This is a genomic window from Paraburkholderia caffeinilytica (assembly GCF_003368325.1).
Taxonomy (GTDB): domain Bacteria; phylum Pseudomonadota; class Gammaproteobacteria; order Burkholderiales; family Burkholderiaceae; genus Paraburkholderia; species Paraburkholderia caffeinilytica.
On sequence record NZ_CP031466.1, the window covers coordinates 2,260,566 to 2,277,876 of the forward strand.

The following is a 17,311-nucleotide window of genomic DNA, read 5'->3' on the forward strand; positions in this document are numbered from 1 at the left end:
CCGGCGATGGATCGGATCGATGCGATGAAGGTCTTCGTCTGCGCCCTCGACGAGGGCAGCCTTGCCGCGGCGGGCCGGCGCCTCGGCCGCTCGCCCGCCGCCGTGAGCCGGGCGATTGCGTTTCTCGAAGCGCACGTCGGCATGGCGCTACTGCATCGCACCACGCGCACGATCAAACTGAGCGAAGCCGGCGAGCGTTACGCCGCCTCGTGCCGGCGAATCCTGACCGACCTCGAAGAAGCCGATCTGATGATTGCCGGCGAACGCGCCGCGCCGCGCGGCACGCTGACGCTGACCGCGCCCGTGGCCGCCGGCCAGGACTTTCTGCGCCCGCTGCTCGACGAGTTCGTGGACCAGTATCCCGAGGTCACCGCGCGCCTCTACCTGCTCGACCGCCCCGCCAGCCTGATCGACGAAGGGATCGACGTCGCGTTGCGCATTGCCCACCTGGCCGATTCGACGCTGATCGCAATGCCGGTCGGCGAAGTACGCCGCGTGGTGGTTGCCGCCCCGCGCTATCTCGCCAACCATCCGCGTCTCACGGAACCTGCCGATCTCGCCCGGCACCGGATTATTTCGATGACGCACTTCGGCGTCGATTCGTGGAGCTTTCCGTCGTCGAACAATTCCGCCGCGCCACAAACCGTGCACTTCACGCCGCGGCTGATCGTCAACAGCGTGCAGGGTGCGGTGGCCTCAGCCGTCGAAGGACACGGCGTCACGCGGCTTTTCTCGTATCACGTCGCCGATCAGGTTCGTGACGCCTCGTTGAAGATCGTGCTGACCGGTTACGAGCAGGCGCCGCTCCCCGTTCATCTGCTCACGCCGCAAGGCCGTCTCGCGGTGCCGAAAGTCCGGGCTTTCGTCGACTTCGCGGTGCCGCGCCTGCGCGCCCAATTCAGCGCGCTCAAAGCGATCACCGACGCGGATTAAACCGCCACGCGAAAGAATAGCTGCCGCGCGGCGGCGATTCTCCCGTTGCGTGTTTGTTCGTAAACTGCCTGCCATGGGTAACAGCTGCGGCCAAACCTGGCTGCAACGCCAAACGCATGGAGCAGGCAATGAACTCGGAACAGAACGTGGTGCTCATCCCCGGTGCGCGGTTGCGCGCTGGATCACGGGGGGCGTGATGAATCAGCCAGCTAACGCCGCGGCCGGTGGAGCCGGGGTCGGGTTGACGAACCACACCACCAGCTACGCCGCACGAAACACACTCTACTGGCGCCGCAACCTGTTCATTTGCGTGTTCGGCTCGTTTACCACGCTCGTCAGTTTGAGCATGTTGCTGCCGTTTCTGCCGCTCTACGTGCAGCAACTCGGCGTAACTTCGCAGGCGGCGGTCGTGCAGTGGTCGGGCGTCGCGTTCGGCGCGACCTTTCTCGGCACGGCCGTCACGGCGCCGCTCTGGGGACGTCTCGCCGATCGTTATGGGCGCAAGCCGATGCTCGTGAGAGCGGCGGTCGGCATGGCGATTGTGATGTCCCTGATCGGCATGGCGCACAACGTGACCGAACTGATCGTGTTGCGACTGCTGGCCGGACTGATCGGCGGCTATGCATCGGCGTCGATTGTGATGATCGGCACCCAGGCGCCGCGCGAACGTGCGGGGTGGGCACTCGGCATCCTTTCGACCGGCTCGCTGGCCGGCAGTCTCGTGGGTCCGCTGGTGGGCGGTCTGCTGCCTTCGTTGATCAGCATTCGCAGTACGTTCTTTGCCGGCGGCGCCATGATCGCAGTCGCCGCGCTGCTGACGATCCTGTTCGTGCGCGAGGATTTTCACCCTGGTGCCGATGCCAAAGCGCCCGCATCAACCGGCTCCGCGGCGCCGAAGCTGGCCAACCGCACGGTGATGATCACGCTGCTGCTCACCGCGATGATGGTGCTGCTCGCCAATATGTCGATCGAGCCGATCATCACCGTCTATATCGCGCACCTCAATGTGCCCACGGACCATCTGGCCCGCACCGCCGGTATCGTGATGGCGTGCTCGGCGTTCGGCAGCATGCTGACCGCGGCGCGACTCGGCGCACTGGCGGATCGGATCGGCAGTTGGAACGTGATTCTCGGTTGCCTCGTGTTGACCGGACTCGTGATGGTGCCGCAAGCATTCGTCACGCACTGGTGGCAACTTGCGCTGCTGCGCGGATTGATGGGCATGACGCTGGCCGGCCTGTTGCCGTCGATCGCGAAACTGGTGCGGCAGACGGTCACCGAAAACCAGTCGGGAACGATGCTCGGATATCTTCAGTCCGCGCAATTCGCCGGTCAGGTTATCGGGCCGCTGATCGGCGGCGTGATAGGCGTGCATCTCGGCCTGCACGCTGTGTTCTTCGTCACGGGTTCGCTGTTGATCGGTTGTGCCGCGCTCGGTCAGGTTGTGCGCAATCGGCCGATGCAGGCGTGAGGGTGTCATCGCGTTCATGCGGAAGAAGCGATGCGAGGCACGTTGCCGGGCCAGGGTTGAGGCAATCGTTGAGGCCGGGGCTCGTGTGCTGGATTCCTGAGGATGGCCGCGATTCACGACCAACGAGGTCGCCGACGTAGCCGGCATTGGCTTTGACTGAACTGCTGTAATAGCTTGTCATGCGGTTTTCTGTCTTGTTCAAATCGTCGAGGGGCGGTTGATCGATGCGTCGGTTGCTTTCGAATGGCTATTGCGGCGCGATAGCCGATTGCTGGACGGTTTCTGCGTTTGCGCTCGTCGTGTCTTTGGTGGATTTTTGTTTGCGCTGCCTGGTCTTCGTTGCCGTAGGCCGGGCTTCGGCTTCGGCTTCGGCTTGAGCTTCGGCTGCGATCTGCGCCGACTCGTCAAGAAGGCACGTCGCACGCTTCGCAGTGATGCGGCTTTGAGCGACGCCCTTTGCATCCAGTGCAATCACCTGGAACAGTTCGCGGTCGCAGGTAAGATCCTGTTGATACTGCTCGCCAGTGTGGACGAGTAGTTCGAGCAGCGTCTGTTGGCGCCGACATTCCTCAAGCGTGATAGCAGGATTCCTACCTATTGTGACGGAAAAAGTGACAAGCGATACCCACGAACATCGTGCACACAGGGGTAATGCCGCCTATCCTTGGAGATAGGCGAACTGCAGGGTGCTGTTCATGATCAATTTGCGCGAACTCCGGTATGTTCGGCTCGGTACCCGCGACCTTGACGCCGCGACGAAGTATGCCGCCGATATCCTTGGATTACAGCCAGTGCGCCGCGAGGGTGGGTGGGCGTACCTGCGCTCCGATGAGCGCGATCACACGCTGGTCTATTTCGAGGGTGATCCGAACGACCATACCATCGCTTTCGATGTCATCACGAACGAGGCGCTCGAACATGCGGGTGCGGTGTTGGAGCAGAACAGTTTCCGCATACACGCCGGAAGTCGCGACGAGTGCGACCGACGTCGCGTACGCGACTTCATCAGCTTCAGAGACCCGTCGGGTAACCAGATCGAATTGGTGTGCGGCGCCCTGCATAGCGGCCGTCGTTATTTTCCGTCACGCGACGCCGGAATCACCGGCTTCAGCCATGTGGGGCTACGCACCAGCGATCCCCAACGCGACGAGATGTTCTGGACGAAACTGTGCAATGCGCGCGTTAGCGACTGGATCGGGCCTGCACCGCTGCTGAGGATCGACGAGGTGCATCACAGAGTCGCCCTCTTCCCGTCCTCGTTCGCCGGCATTCAACATATCAATCACCAGGTTGAAAGTATCGACGACCTGATGCGTGCCTGGTACATCCTGCGTGAAAAAGGGATATCGATCCGGTTTGGTCCGGGGCGCCATCCGACGTCGGGCGCCATCTTTCTTTACTTTGAGGGGCCCGACGGAATGACTTATGAATATTCGACGGGCGTTCGCCTGATCAGGCCGGACGAGGAGGCGACATGGCGCCCCCGCCAGTTCCCGTTCGATCCCACCGGCTTCTGCATGTGGGGCGCCAAACCCGACATTCCAGAGTTTCAAACCTGACGCGCGACCAGATCCATCGGTGACCGCGCAAGAACATCAAGGCCGCCGGAGACGGCGTGTGGGGAACGCGCGGGTGCAGGCTTCCTGCCGGCACCGAACTCGAAGACGGCCTTGAATGAGCGACTGCAGGGAGAATGCCATGGCGACGATCAGAACGGTCGATGTTCAGGACTTCATCAACTCGCACAAGCTATCGACGTATCAACTTCTGATCGTCGCGCTGTGTTTCCTGACAGTCGCATTCGATGGTTTCGATACGGCGAGCGCCGGATTTATCGCGCCTGCCATCAGGAAGCAATGGGCATTGAGCGCGCTTCAATTGGCGCCTGTGTTCGGCGGCGGCCTGTTTGGTCTGATGATAGGCGCGCTCCTGTTCGGTCCGCTCGCCGACCGGTTCGGACGCAAGCCGATACTCTGCCTTTCAGTCGCGCTTTTCGGTGCCATGTGCTTGTGGTCCGCCTACGCGACTTCCCTGCGCGAACTCATACTATTGCGGTTCCTGACTGGCCTGGGCCTCGGCGGAGCCATGCCGACGGCAATCACGATGACGTCCGAATTCGGTCCGGAGAAACAGCGCTCGCTATTGGTGACGAGCATGTTCTGCGGCTTCACGCTGGGTGGGGCATTGGGCGGCGTAGTCGCCTCGCAGATCCTGCCCCTGCATGGCTGGCAGGGCGTGCTGCTCTTCGGCGGAGCCATGCCACTGGTGCTACTGCCGGTTCTGGTGTGGCTGCTGCCCGAGTCTGTGCGGTACCTGGCGCTGTCCGGCCGGATGCAGGCGCAGGTGACCCGCACGCTCCGGCGCATCGCGCCTCAAGAGCCGCTCGATCATGCGACGTTCGCGGTCCCCGAGAACAAGCTCAAAGGCTCCCCCGTCCGCAATCTTTTCAGCAAAGGCGTGATCGTCGGCACCGTCTGCCTTTGGCTCACCTTCTTCATGAGTCTGCTGGTGTATTACCTGCTCACCAGCTGGCTGCCGACGGTCATTAACAACACTGGCGTCCCGCTAGGCATGACTGCGCTGATCACCGCGGTGCTGCCCTTGGGCAGCACCGTCGGCGCCGTGCTGATTGGCCGCCTGATGGACAGGCACAATCCATGTCTGGTGCTCGCAAGTTCCTATCTTGTGGCCGCCGTGTTTATCCTGCTTATCGGCGTTGCTTCGACGTTGCCGATGCTGGTGTTCGCAGTCTTTGGGGCGGGTCTTGGGACGGGCGGCTCGCAGACTGGTGTCAATGCGCTGGCGGCGGCCTACTATCCAACCTTCAGCCGCAGTTCCGGCGTAAGTTGGGCGCTAGGCATTGGCCGGGTGGGTTCGATCGTAGGCTCGATGGTTGGTGGAGTGCTGCTAGCCATGCATCTGGGCCTGCCCGCGATGTTCGTGCTGGTAGCGATTCCTGCTATCGTCGCTGCACTCAGCATGTTTGGCATGGCGCGCCATGAGGCAACACTCAAGGCGTCTGAACTTGCTCGAGCGCTCCCTGGTTCCCTCAAGCTTTAGGAGACCGTCAGCGCTGAATGGGTACGTCGCAATTTTGCCGAAGGTAATCCCTTCGGCCCTTCATTCAACGTCACGGACGTTGATTGCGACGGCACGCTGACCGACCACTCCGGGATGGCATTCGGACGTTTGTGCCTTTCCATCGGTTGGGCAGCTTCCAGGGCCGCCCCTTTGCTCAGCTCGACGCATGAGCGGCAAAGCACGAAAATTGCCGAACGGTAAGAACGCTGGCAAACCATAATTGCGCAGACAGTCGGGTGCAATTCAAACGCCACCAGGCTTGCCCAATCAATGTAGCCTTGCTATCGAAGCGCCGTTCTGGCCGGGACGAAACGAATAGTGCACCTCATGCATCGGCCGCTCTTTCGGAGGGAGGATTCGTTTAAATGAACAATGTTGCTCTCGCATGCGTGGCAGTTCTAGGGCTTCTACTTTTCGGCCTCGGATTATCCATCTCGGCAATGCGTTTTCGTGAAGGCACCAACTCAGGCTGTGAGCCGGACCCCGCGAATCTGCTACACAAGCTCGTCCGTGCTCATGCCAATACAGCAGAGTACGCGCCGTTCCTCGCATTGCTGTTTCTCTATCTTGGTGCGCGATCGCCTTCGACAGCGACAGTGTCGCTGATCGTCGCGGCAACCGCGTGCCGTTGCTTGCTCGTCGTCGGACTGATCGCATGGCCAACGATGGCAAAACCCAACCCTTTCCGGTTCGTCGGCGCACTTGGGACCTACCTGGCCGGTGTGGCGCTATGTGCGATGCTGCTGCGTTGAGATGCGACAGACAGGCTGATCGGATAGATACGCAAATATCCGCTGTTCGAAATACAAGAGACGATTAACTCCTGTTCGTGTCGTCGGCCCGTTGCGGTTCGCATGTGCATGCACATAAGCACGCGCGGCGCCGCCATGTCTCACTGCGCACCCGTGTTACAGATGAATCGGCTGAAGCACCGTTCTCCTTTCGTTAAGCCACAAAACAAGTTCATCGACACGCATGGCTTTCGCAAACAACCAGCCCTGTCCATACTGAACGCCTCGCTCGACCAGGTATTCAACCTGAACATCGCGCTCGACGCCCTCCGCCACGATCTCCACCCCCAGTTCGTGAGCCATCGCGATGATATGAGGCGCGACGATGCTCGATGCTGCGTCCTGCCCAATAGTGTCGATAAATGACTTGTCGATTTTCAGGACGTCGATCGTAAAGGTTTGCAGATACGACAGGCTGGAATACCCGGTTCCGAAATCGTCGATATAGACCGGGTGACCCGCATCCCTGAATGCAGCGATTGTTTGCCGCGTTGCATCGGCGTCCATGAAACTTCGCTCTGTTGCCTCGATCCTGATCTGGGCAGGCCGGATGCCTGTTTCCCTCAGGCGGGCGGTGAGAACGTTCAGGAAACGGCGCGTCCGCAAATCCTCGCTGCTCACGTTGATGGAGACGTAGAACGAAGGACGCGAGCGCAAGAGCGTCGACAGATCATCGAGCGTCTTGTCCAGCACGAGGTCCGTCAACGGTTGAATCAGGCCGTTTTGCTCCGCGACCGCAACAAAAATTTCCGGCGAGATGTTGCGTCCGTTCAAATTCCATCTGACGAGCGCTTCCACGCCAACGCATTCGCCGCTCGTGAGGCGAACGATCGGCTGAAAAAACACGTCGATTTTCTTGCGTACTATCGCCCATTCGAGCGTCGCCGGAAAGGAGAGCTGCCGCGAGATTTGCCTGAACGCAATCCAGCCGAGCACGCCTCCAACAACGACACCAATCGAAAGCCACATCACGAGCAAACCAAGCCAGTGACCCACGAGGCTGCTACGCGGAGACTTGACTACCACACCGAGGGGCCGGCTTGCCGAACGGGCGACAGCATAGTGCCATTGTTCGTTGTTCACATGCCCAGCGAGCTTCCACGCGCTGAGCATATCGTCGCCGTCCGCGCCCGATGACAACGCCAGGATTGTGTTTGTCTCGACATTGATCGCTGCGATCGGTCTTTGGGCGGGATCGATAAGGTCGACGTAGGACTGCGGGTCAATCGAGACGTACTTCCCATTGCGGCCAATCTGAATATCCTGACGCTCGTCGCTGACGGGGTTCTTCTGCCTGTACCAGAGCTGATAGCCGTCCTTGCTCCGCCAATCGGGTGGAGGCATCGTCAGATGCTGCGCCCGAACGTCGCCCGAAAGCGGAGAGCAGAGGTACTCTCCTCCCCCGTATGCACCTGCGTCCTGCACGTAGCGGTAATTGAAAATCACGTGAGCGAACTGCGCGATCTGCACAGGGGAGCAGAGACCGCCGGGGCGTGCCTCCATATCCGCGATAGCAGCGAACGCCTGGTAGGTGACGAGCTCCGTGCGCATCACCGCTTTCGCGGCAAACTGCTGCAAATCCTCCTGCTCGCGAAGTTCTGCATCCTCGTCGGCGATATAGATGCTGGTGAGTACCGGGGCAACCGTAACGATGCAGCCCAGTGCGACGGAAGCAGAAATAAGCGACATCCGCTTGATCATCTCGCAAGTCCCGTCGTAAATAACCGTTGAGGAGACCTCGCACCACAAGAGCAGCATGCTCAAGGTCGCACGCGTGGAATTACGATGCCAAGATGAAGGATAGTATCCGGCGCCATTTTTTCAATGCGCCCGATAATTGCGCCCAGTATCCGCGCCCAGGCGAATGCGAGCAGTCGATCCGCGGCGGCACGCGGGCGTTTGCAGGTTCGTCGTCTGAATCCGCTTCACGCCTTGAGTCGATCAGTCAGGCATGTCGTGGGGGAAACGCGTGATTCGCAAGGAGAGGCGCGCTCATTCCCGAGTCGCTATCGACTGTAATTGGCTATCACGGCGTGTATTGCCGGATCATTCATGTTTGCGCGTGTCACCGTCACCACGTCGACAAACAGCTTTGGACGAGGCGCATGACCCTGCAAGGCGGCGAACAGCGTCTCGACCGCCTGATAACCCATACGGTAGGGATCCTGCACAATGTCCGCGTATATCGTGCTGCGCTCAAGCGCACCCAGAAATTCCGGACGCCAATCGAATACGACCAGACGCGGACGAGTGCTGACAGGCATCTCTTCGACCACGTGCAAGGCCCCGTAGGCCGTCGTCTCGTTCGGAGCGAAGACCGCGTCGAGGCGCCCTATGTCGCCGGACAGAACCTTGCGCACCCGTGCTTCCGTCTCGCGAAACTGATACCCGACATAGGGGGCAATGACCACGCGCCACTCCATTTCACGGGCGACGCTCAGGAAACCCTCTTCACGCGCGGTTGTCGAACTGATAGTCGGCGCGAGTCTCAGCACGGCGATTCTGGCGCCCTTGTGCAGAACGGGGACCAGACTCAGGGCCGCCGTTCTACCTGCCGCGAAATTGTCGGTGCTGACCGTGGAAATCGCGTTGTAATCCGTGCTGCTCCGGTCGACGAACACCGTAGGAACGGCGAGCGAAACAGGTGTCGCCACATCTTGCAGTGGCTCGGGCGCCAACACGATACCCGCTACGCCGCTCTTCACCAGGTAGTCGAGCATTCTCAACTGGATATTGGGCTGTGCGCCGAGTGACGTTCCGTCGGAAGGACTGCGCATGACCAGTTCGACATGGAGATCGTCGGCGGCACGGTGCATGCCCTTGCTCATCGGCGCCCAGAAATCCAGGCCCGAGCCCGCGAGCACCACACCGATCTGGATGGCAGGCGCGGCCTGCACGGCCCCCGCCAATGCAATCATTACTGTCAGGAGTGAAAGCGTTCTGCGCATTAAGTATTGACGTGGTACCTGATATGGGTTCTGCTCTCACGCAGCGCCCCTAGGGCCGCATCTGATTTAGCCTCTGCCATCGTGCATCGTGGAATCAGTCGGATGACCTGTCTCAAGGATTGGGAAATTAAATGTGTCCGACGGATGTGTCAATGCATTTCAGATATTCGCCTCCTGGCCTGCAGTTGGCCACGACGAGCGGAAAGACCGAGGTCATTCCCTTAGCTGCAGTGCGCAAATCATGTCCTGCATTGCGGGGACGAAGACGCAGGCGGACGAATCGTTATCAATTGGCGCGGCGTAATTGATCGAAAGGATCGAGACGTCGTTCGCCAAGATACGGACACCGCATTATTCTGCGATCGACTTCCTGTCCATGGGACTCACGTCATAACGGATATCAGCATGAACAAACTGTTACCACTGACGATTGCCATGCTTGCCGGATGTATTATCAGTTTCGGAACCGCACGCGGCGCCGACAGCAAGGATGCACAGCCATGTAGCGCGGCAAATGCTCCGAACGCACATGGAGCTTTTTTCCCACAGTTTTTCCTTCCGGACCAGCAAGGGGAGCCTGCGATGCCGACCACGACCGTCCGCAGCTTTTCAACGCAGGGTTGCTCCGTCGCAGTTCTCAAGGGCGAACGAGGAACCGCGCGGGTCGGCGGCGACACGATCGAACTGAAGGACGGAGCCGTCTATGTGAACGGCATTTCCTATGGCGCCGTTACACCAGCGCAAACGGTCGAATACGACGTTACGCGAGACAAACGCACATTGGCGGTGGACGGCAAAGCCCGTTCGCCCGCGCGCTGACCCTCCGGTCCTGGCCACGCGCTACGGTTTCACCGCGTAATGCGCCAGTTCCATAGCAGTCGTGGCGGGTACGCCCTTTCCGGCCATGCGGCCTTGAAACTCCTCCCGGACAACGCGCTTGACGCTCGGGGCATACCACAGTGTCTCCGTCATCGGCCCGCCGCCGGCGCCGGATTGCGGCGACCAGACTCCCGTCATTCTGATCCTGATCGCGGAGAATGAGCCGGCCCTTGTCTTGATCGTCTCCACCTCTTCCACTTCGCACTGGGCGCGCCGCAGTACAGTCGCACCCGCTGCACCAACGGCCTGGCAGTCCGCCTCGTAGTGCGCTCCGGTTCGCAGTGGAAAATGCAGCGCGATACCGCAGGCATGCTGGTCGGCGCCGTTGGGGATCACGTTTGCTTCAGGGGTGAGTTCCACACGCCCGCCTCCGGGCGCAATCAGAAGCGATGCACTCCCGTCGGCATGGACCGACGTCACGGTTTGCGTGATGGTTTTACTCTGTCCAGACAGCAGATCGGACCACAGATAGGTCCAGTTGTCTCCCACCCTGTAGTGCGGTACATCCTGAGGCAGAAGGACGGACTCTGCATCGGCCGCGAAACTGGCTGAGGCGTTAAACCCCGCCGCCAGCAGGCACACCGCCGCCCATGAGCCGATCTGCACGGACGAGCGCATGCTTTCGATTGCTTTCATGTTTCCCCTCTCTTGTTGACGGATTCGGGTTAAATAGGCGCGAATTGATTTCGACCATTTGCAAAATCAACCGTTCCGAGGTGAATGAGCCTTGTCGCATATCGGGGAAAATACCGGCTGATTCCAGCCTCGATGACGAACTACTACTTGATTCAATGCGCATACATACCGGATCATTCTTCCCGGGTTACAAGACCATGTACGCAGATACCACCTGGCAAACCGGTTGAAGGAAATTATTTGCCGTGACATCGGCGTCACCTTAGGTCAAGATTTGTGCCGGGGCCGTGGCAAATAACTTCGACAGGTTGGTAAATTGGGGCGCACAAATGCGCGCGCCACATAATCCAGATCATGCCGCGCGATGCATCAACCGTTTCAACGCCGGAACCTTGCCTGAGAAACCCGGTAAATCCTTTATTCTGGAAATAATGGACGCAACGAGAACACCTCCGCGAAGCGCCCGCACGTTGGTGCCGATCCGCCTATTTCTTGCCCAGGTGTTCGCTCCTGCGTTGCGAAACCTGCAATACGTCAGCCGCCGGATGCGCCCCTTCTCGATCATTGCGATCGTCGGCTTCCCGCTCTATTACTATATCTGGAACGACCTTTTTCCCCAGCCTTACGAGAACCTGCCACTGCGGCTGGTCGGCTCCGCGCTGTTTATTCCCATTCTATTTTCCGAGCGCTGGCCATCCTGGGCGAGAAAGCTCTTGCCGTACTACTGGTATGCGACAATTTTTTACTCACTGCCGTTCTTTTTCACGTTTATGCTGTTGAAAAACAATGGCTCAAACGTCTGGATCGAAAGCGCGCTGATTGCCGCTTTTGTCATGGTGTTGCTGCTCGACTGGCTCATGCTGCTGCTCAATTTTCTGATCGGCATTGCGCTCGCGTATCTCGCCTATTGGGCAACAACCGACGTTGTCAGTGTGAATTCCACGTATCTCGTTCATCTGGCGATTTTTTCGTTCGCTATAGCGATCGGCGTCGTCGCCAACTATGACACGGAGCGTATCCGGGTCGAGCAGGAGCGGGCAATGCTGGCAACTGCCGGCAGCATTGCCCATGAACTGCGTACGCCGCTGCTCGCCATCCGCGCCGGCGCCGCGGGCCTCGGAAGCTACCTGCCTTTGCTGCTCGAAACGTACGGCATCGCGCAAGACAGCGGGCTACGTGTTCCCAGGATCCGCGTCGCCCATCTTCATTCCATGGACGGAGTGCTCTCCCGCATTGAACAGGAGGCCGTTCATTCCAATACCATTATCGACATGCTGCTCGCGAACGCGCGGTTCACCGACGGGCATTCCCAACAGATTGCACGGTGCTCGATCAGGCAATGCGTGCAGACCGCGCTCGACCGCTATCCATTTCGCGCAGGCGAGCAACAACGGGTGCTCACGGACCTCATCAACGACTTCACGTTCGAAGGTTCGGAGATGCTAGTGGTCCATGTGCTGTTCAATCTGCTAAAAAATGCGTTCCGCGGCATGGCAAATGTCGACAGCGCGCTGATCTCGATCCGGCTGGCGTCCGGACCACGCGTGAACCAGCTCCTCTTTCGCGATACCGGCGTCGGCATCGCGTCCCATGTGCTTCCCCACATCTTCACGCGTTTCTATACGTCATCGGCTGAAGCAGATGACGCCTCCGTCGGCACCGGCATCGGACTCGCATTCTGTCGTGACGTCATGCGTGTGATGGGCGGCTCCATCGACTGTACGTCTATCGAGTTCATGTATACCGAATTTGTGTTGACCTTTCCCAGACCATGACAATGGATACGATCAAACCATTTTATTTTCCGACAACGGTCGCGTTCGTCGACGACAGCGCGGCATTCCTGTCGAATCTGTGCCTGCAACTCGAACCGAGCCTTGCCTTCCGGCTCTTCAGTTCGTCAAGGGAAGCCCTGCAGTTCGTGAATGAACGCCCTCGTCCCGGTGCACACGAGGAACAGATCTTCGCTCCGTACCGTGATCGAACCGATGAGGATGAAGCTCAGCAGGTCATCGCAATGAACGTCGACACCGTCCGCAATCAGGTGTTCGACGATGACCGGTTTCAGGCGACATCGGTGGTGGTCGTGGATTACGACATGCCCGGGCTGAACGGTCTTGAATTCTGCCGCGGCATTACAGACCCTGCTGTACGCAAGATCATGCTGACCGGCAAGGCGAACGAGCACATCGCGGTGGAGAGCTTCAACGAAGGCATCATTCATCGCTTCATTCGCAAGCAGGACATGTCGGCTGTCAGTGCATTGAATCGTGCGGTGCGCGATATGCAGCATGCCTACTTCGATAACCGGTGTCAGTCCATCCTCGACACGTTGGTGACATCGGAATATACGTTTTTGCGTGACGAAGCGCTGGTCGCGCGGATAAGAGAACTCTTCGATTCGCTCGGCATCGTTGAACACTATCTTTCATACTCGCCAAACGGGCTACTCATGCTCGACAGTGCCGGCAAGTCCTATCTGCTGATTGTCCACACGAACGAAACGCTGCGGGGCGTACGCGAGATAGCCAGCGTGCAAGGCGCACCCGTGGCCTTTTTCGACGCCCTGGAAAGCGGCGGCCGATTGCCGTACTTCTGGCGAACCAGCGGGTACTTCCCTGCGGACGACATCGCGTGGGAGAGCTATATGCACCCGGCAACACGGTTTACAGGGCAACAGGCTTACGTTTATGCCGTGATTCCCAACCCGCCCGGATTCGATCTGAGCCACGTGCTGAGTTACGACCGCTATCTTGAGTGGCTGGACCGCGACATACAGAAAACATGGAGTTCACTCACGTGAACTCCATGTCATGCCGCTATCAGACCGCTAACGCACTGTCTGCCATACTTTGCTCGTCGCTGTGTTTGCGGGACGACGGCCGCTCCCCGAGGCGGCGGGTGGAAGGCCATCTGTCAAGCTCGACCTCGCCGCGAATGTCACGACAGACGCTCACGATCTTTTCGATCTGAGCGTCGGTCAACGCAGCGTGGATCGACAACCGGATCAGCGCACGATTGCGCGCCGTCGCCGGCGCACAAAACACAGAACCGAAAACACCCCGTGATTCCAATGCATCGCGTAGCACGATCGTACGCTGCTCCGTACCCGCTTCGAGCGCGATGATCTGGCTCTCGCCGCCATTCAGGTTATACCCAAGCTCGCTCAACTGCTCCCGCAACCAGGCGGCATTCGAAGCAAGTCTCGTGCGCCGTCGGCCGGCACCTTCGATCACCGACAGCGTCGCGTCCAGCCCGGCGATCTCGTAAGGCAACAGCGTGGAACTGAAGATCGCAGGATTCGACTCGAACTTGAAGTACTCCTGGAAATCGGCTGGACAGGTGATAAAACCGGCCCGGCCGACAAAAGCCTTCGCAAGACTTGCAGTGCGAAATGCGACACGAGACTCCAGTCCGAGTTCGACAACGAGTCCCGCTCCACCCGGACCATGCGTGCCGAGCGAATGCGATTCGTCGACCACGAACACGCATTCATGCCTGTCGCACACATCGGCGAACGCGACAAGCGGGCATACGCTACCGTTCGTGCTGTAAACCGAGTCGACCAGCACGACCCCTTGCCCATACCGCACGATCTGTTGCTCGAGATGCGCCGCATCGTTGTGCCTGAACGGTATCGGGATCGCACCCGCACTACGGATACCCTCCCACAACGACATGTGCGCCATCATGTCCACGTAGATGGGCGTTCGTGCCGAAGCGATCGACTGGATCAGCCCGATGTTCGCCGCATAGCCCGACTGACACAACACCCCTGCCTCCGCGTGCATGAAGGTCGACAAGCGGCTTTCGAACTTCAACTGCGGACAATCGCCGTGCAGGAAGATGCCCGACATCAACAAGCCACTACCGTCCGAACGCAAGGTTCGGCCCATGCTGCGAATGATGTCGGGGTGACGCCCGATGGCGAGGTAGTCGTTGCTCGACAGATGCAGCGCCTCCGGCCCCGGGATACGACCGCGCATGATGTGCCCGCCTCCCCACGTCTCCTCCACCCGCTCCCGGTAATATTGCTCGACGCGTGATGCCACAAAGGCAGGAAGCGACGGTGATGCGTCGTTCATTTTCAAGCGGTCAGAAACGGCTTTCATTTTTTGGCTCCATTAGGTTAACTGCTGCCCCGTAGCGGACAGCAGGCCTATAGTGAGCCAGTCGTTTTTCTCCGTGTGGTCTGTCACTGACACATCTGCGTGCAGTTCAGCCGATGCGCATGTGGTTCGACGAAACCGTGCTGCGAAGACAATCCGGTTGCGTGCAGTCGATCATTAGCTAGTGAATTTCAGCCTGTTTATGCGGATTGCATAAAACGAAGTTCGGCACGAACACATTGCTGCCATCGACGATTGCCATGCTTGCCAGATGTGCTATCAATTTCGGAACCGCACATAGCGCCGACAGCAAGAATCCTGCCCCGTAACTTGTCGGCGATACGCTGAACACAACGCAGACTGCGCCAGATGGTTTCGAAGAAGATTCCACCGATCATGGATGCCAGGAAATCTGGCTGATCGGCCATTCACGTGAATGATCACTACGTTCAGGAGAGCACCGGTCATGCTCGAGAAAAAACGAATTCATGCTGTGTTCCTCGCCGCGGCGATCGCCACGATTGCGCCGGCCTGTCAGGCGCAAAACACCACCGACTGGCTGGCGAACACCTATGGCACCCTTGCCGCCCACGTCGGTAACACCGCGCGTTCCATGTGGGTCGCGCCCAACGGCGTCATCTATACGGCCTCGATGTGGGACGAGTACGAAGGTGGCGTCGCGATCTACCAGAACGGCAAGAGCCTCGGCTCGATCGGCGCGCACGGCGAGTTTCAGGGCAGCGCGATCACGGGCAACGCAACCTCGATTTTCGTGGCGCTGCAACCCGGCGGGTCGTACGGAAGCGGCGCGGTGGGACGATATAACCGCACTACCAAGACCCGCGATCTGTTGATACAGGTCAGTGCGTTGAACAACCAGCCTAAGGTCGACGTCGTCACCGGACTCGCCACGACGGGCTCGCTCCTCTATGCGAGCGACTTCTATGGCAATCGCGTCCGTATCTTCACGACCGACGGTGTCTGGAAGCGGGACATCAACATCTCGAGCCCGGGCGCGCTCGCACTGGATGGCGCAGGCAACGTCTGGGTCGCGCAGAAGAGTGAGGGCTCGATCGTCGAGTTCAGCCCAACCGGCGCCTTGCTCAATACCATCCGGATGCCCGGCGGGTCGCAGCCGTCGGCGCTCTATTTCGATGCGTCATCGGGGCAACTCATGGCCGGAGACGAGGGCCCCGACATGAACATCAAGCGCTATACGCTCTCGGGCACGCCGACGCTGGCCGGTACGTTCGGCATTCAGGGCGGCTATCTCGACACCACGACGGGGATCAAAGGCCAGGTCGGCGCGAAGCGCTTTACCCGCGTCGCCGGTATCGGCAAGGACACCGCCAGCAACCTCTATGTGCTCAACAACCCGTGGGGCGGCAGCTGGGACCTCGGCCGCAACGGCGGCACCGACATTCATGCGTATAACAGTGCCGGCAACCTGCGGTGGACGCTTCGGTCGCTCAACTTCGAAGGCGTCGCCGCTCCGGACCCGGCCACGGACGGCGCCTCGTTCTATGGCGGCACCAACCTCTACGCCGGCACCGCTGGCGGCACCTTCGTCGCGAACACGGTCGATCCGTTCACCTACCCGTCGGATCCGCGCATCAACCTCAACGATCGCGCACGGGACGAGCACTTCGGCCAACTTGCCGCCGTCGGCGCCAACCGGATCCTCGTGGCGTCCAGCCAGAATCCCGATACGTTCTACTTCTTCCACTTCAATGCCGCGAATGGCTACATCGCGATACCGGACGCCACGCTTCCCGGTACGGCCTTCAATACGACTGCCTCGGTCAGGGACGGATTCTGCCTCGACAGCAAGGGAGGCGTGTGGGCCGGCCTGGACAAGACCGGCTCCATCTACCACTACCCGCTAACCGGCTTCGACGCCGGCGGCAAGCCGACGTGGGGCGCCGGTGTCCCCATCCGCATTCCCGCGAGCGTCCAGCCGTTGACGCGCATCGTCTACCTCGCGGATAGCGACACCATGATTCTCGGACAGGGCATCGTCGGGAGTACGGACTGGACGTCGATCGGCACGCGGATCGAGGTGTATCACGGCTGGAGCGCGGGCAACACCACGAAACCCAATCCGGTGATCACCCTTCCCCACGCCGGCGCCAAGTCGATTGACGCGGCCGGCAGCTATCTCTTCGTCGGCTACTGGTTCAGCGGCAGCGGGCAAGCCCTGCCTAACATCGACGCGTTCAATCTCGCCACGGGCAACCTCGACGCCACCCTGGTCAACACCAATACTGCTGCCGTGGACGCCAGCAGCGCCCTCGATTCGATGTACGGCGTCAAGGCCTACCTTCGCTCGACGGGCGAATACGTGGTCACGAAGAACAACGTCAAGGGCTCCAGCATCACCGTCTATCGCTGGACGCCCTGATCGCCGGACGGCCGGTGGCGCGCCTGCAGACGCGGCGCGGACCGGCCGCCCATCGCGTAACG

At 59.9% G+C, this 17,311-nt stretch carries 14 protein-coding genes; 10 read left to right on the top strand and 4 right to left on the bottom strand.

What is annotated here, in order from left to right; translation table 11 throughout:
* Positions 1 to 6 precede the first annotated feature (6 nt).
* The 6 genes from DSC91_RS10025 to DSC91_RS10050 all read left to right on the top strand — a co-directional run bounded on the left by DSC91_RS10025 (position 7) and on the right by DSC91_RS10050 (position 6,237).
* Positions 7 to 933: a LysR family transcriptional regulator gene (locus DSC91_RS10025; protein ID WP_115777978.1), complete on the top strand. Its 927-nt coding sequence runs from the start codon at positions 7 to 9 to the stop codon at positions 931 to 933.
* Between the two features lie 196 nt (positions 934 to 1,129).
* Positions 1,130 to 2,404 (top strand): MFS transporter, encoded by a 1,275-nt coding sequence (locus DSC91_RS10030; protein WP_115777979.1) that lies wholly within the window; start codon positions 1,130 to 1,132, stop codon positions 2,402 to 2,404.
* A 217-nt stretch (positions 2,405 to 2,621) separates the two neighbouring features.
* On the top strand, positions 2,622 to 2,942 hold the full coding sequence (locus tag DSC91_RS38650) for a hypothetical protein (protein WP_115777980.1): 321 nt from the start codon (positions 2,622 to 2,624) through the stop codon (positions 2,940 to 2,942).
* A 157-nt stretch (positions 2,943 to 3,099) separates the two neighbouring features.
* Complete coding sequence (locus tag DSC91_RS10040; RefSeq protein WP_115779781.1) at positions 3,100 to 3,963, top strand: VOC family protein; 864 nt, start codon at positions 3,100 to 3,102, stop codon at positions 3,961 to 3,963.
* A 139-nt stretch (positions 3,964 to 4,102) separates the two neighbouring features.
* Complete coding sequence (locus tag DSC91_RS10045) at positions 4,103 to 5,464, top strand: MFS transporter (RefSeq protein ID WP_115777981.1); 1,362 nt, start codon at positions 4,103 to 4,105, stop codon at positions 5,462 to 5,464.
* Positions 5,465 to 5,850: 386 nt separating this feature from the next.
* Complete coding sequence (locus tag DSC91_RS10050; protein ID WP_115777982.1) at positions 5,851 to 6,237, top strand: MAPEG family protein; 387 nt, start codon at positions 5,851 to 5,853, stop codon at positions 6,235 to 6,237.
* 156 nt (positions 6,238 to 6,393) lie between these two features.
* Here the strand turns inward: DSC91_RS10050 and DSC91_RS10055 are convergent, their stop codons facing one another.
* On the bottom strand, positions 6,394 to 7,977 hold the full coding sequence (locus tag DSC91_RS10055; RefSeq protein ID WP_115777983.1) for an EAL domain-containing protein: 1,584 nt from the start codon (positions 7,975 to 7,977) through the stop codon (positions 6,394 to 6,396).
* A 305-nt stretch (positions 7,978 to 8,282) separates the two neighbouring features.
* Positions 8,283 to 9,194, bottom strand: coding sequence for a substrate-binding domain-containing protein (locus tag DSC91_RS10060; RefSeq protein WP_229758177.1), 912 nt, complete (start codon positions 9,192 to 9,194; stop codon positions 8,283 to 8,285).
* 435 nt (positions 9,195 to 9,629) lie between these two features.
* On the opposite strand from DSC91_RS10060, the gene DSC91_RS10065 reads away from it, so the two are divergent.
* Positions 9,630 to 10,043 carry a sugar ABC transporter ATPase gene (locus DSC91_RS10065; RefSeq protein ID WP_115777985.1) on the top strand — a complete coding sequence of 138 codons (414 nt, stop codon included), beginning with the start codon at positions 9,630 to 9,632 and terminating at the stop codon, positions 10,041 to 10,043.
* 21 nt (positions 10,044 to 10,064) lie between these two features.
* Here the strand turns inward: DSC91_RS10065 and DSC91_RS10070 are convergent, their stop codons facing one another.
* Positions 10,065 to 10,739 carry a hypothetical protein gene (locus tag DSC91_RS10070; RefSeq protein WP_115777986.1) on the bottom strand — a complete coding sequence of 225 codons (675 nt, stop codon included), beginning with the start codon at positions 10,737 to 10,739 and terminating at the stop codon, positions 10,065 to 10,067.
* 329 nt (positions 10,740 to 11,068) lie between these two features.
* On the opposite strand from DSC91_RS10070, the gene DSC91_RS10075 reads away from it, so the two are divergent.
* Both DSC91_RS10075 and DSC91_RS10080 read left to right on the top strand, forming a co-directional pair.
* A complete protein-coding gene (locus tag DSC91_RS10075; protein ID WP_229758178.1) occupies positions 11,069 to 12,514 on the top strand; it encodes a sensor histidine kinase in 1,446 nt (481 codons plus the stop codon).
* 2 nt (positions 12,515 to 12,516) lie between these two features.
* Positions 12,517 to 13,542, top strand: a complete 1,026-nt coding sequence (locus DSC91_RS10080) for a response regulator (RefSeq protein WP_115777987.1) — start codon at positions 12,517 to 12,519, stop codon at positions 13,540 to 13,542.
* Between the two features lie 19 nt (positions 13,543 to 13,561).
* Here the strand turns inward: DSC91_RS10080 and cqsA are convergent, their stop codons facing one another.
* On the bottom strand, positions 13,562 to 14,851 hold the full coding sequence (gene cqsA, locus DSC91_RS10085) for an alpha-hydroxyketone-type quorum-sensing autoinducer synthase (protein ID WP_115777988.1): 1,290 nt from the start codon (positions 14,849 to 14,851) through the stop codon (positions 13,562 to 13,564).
* 463 nt (positions 14,852 to 15,314) lie between these two features.
* Here cqsA and DSC91_RS10090 point away from each other — a divergent pair, with 463 nt between their 5' ends.
* Positions 15,315 to 17,249 carry an SMP-30/gluconolactonase/LRE family protein gene (locus DSC91_RS10090; RefSeq protein WP_115777989.1) on the top strand — a complete coding sequence of 645 codons (1,935 nt, stop codon included), beginning with the start codon at positions 15,315 to 15,317 and terminating at the stop codon, positions 17,247 to 17,249.
* Positions 17,250 to 17,311 lie beyond the last annotated feature (62 nt).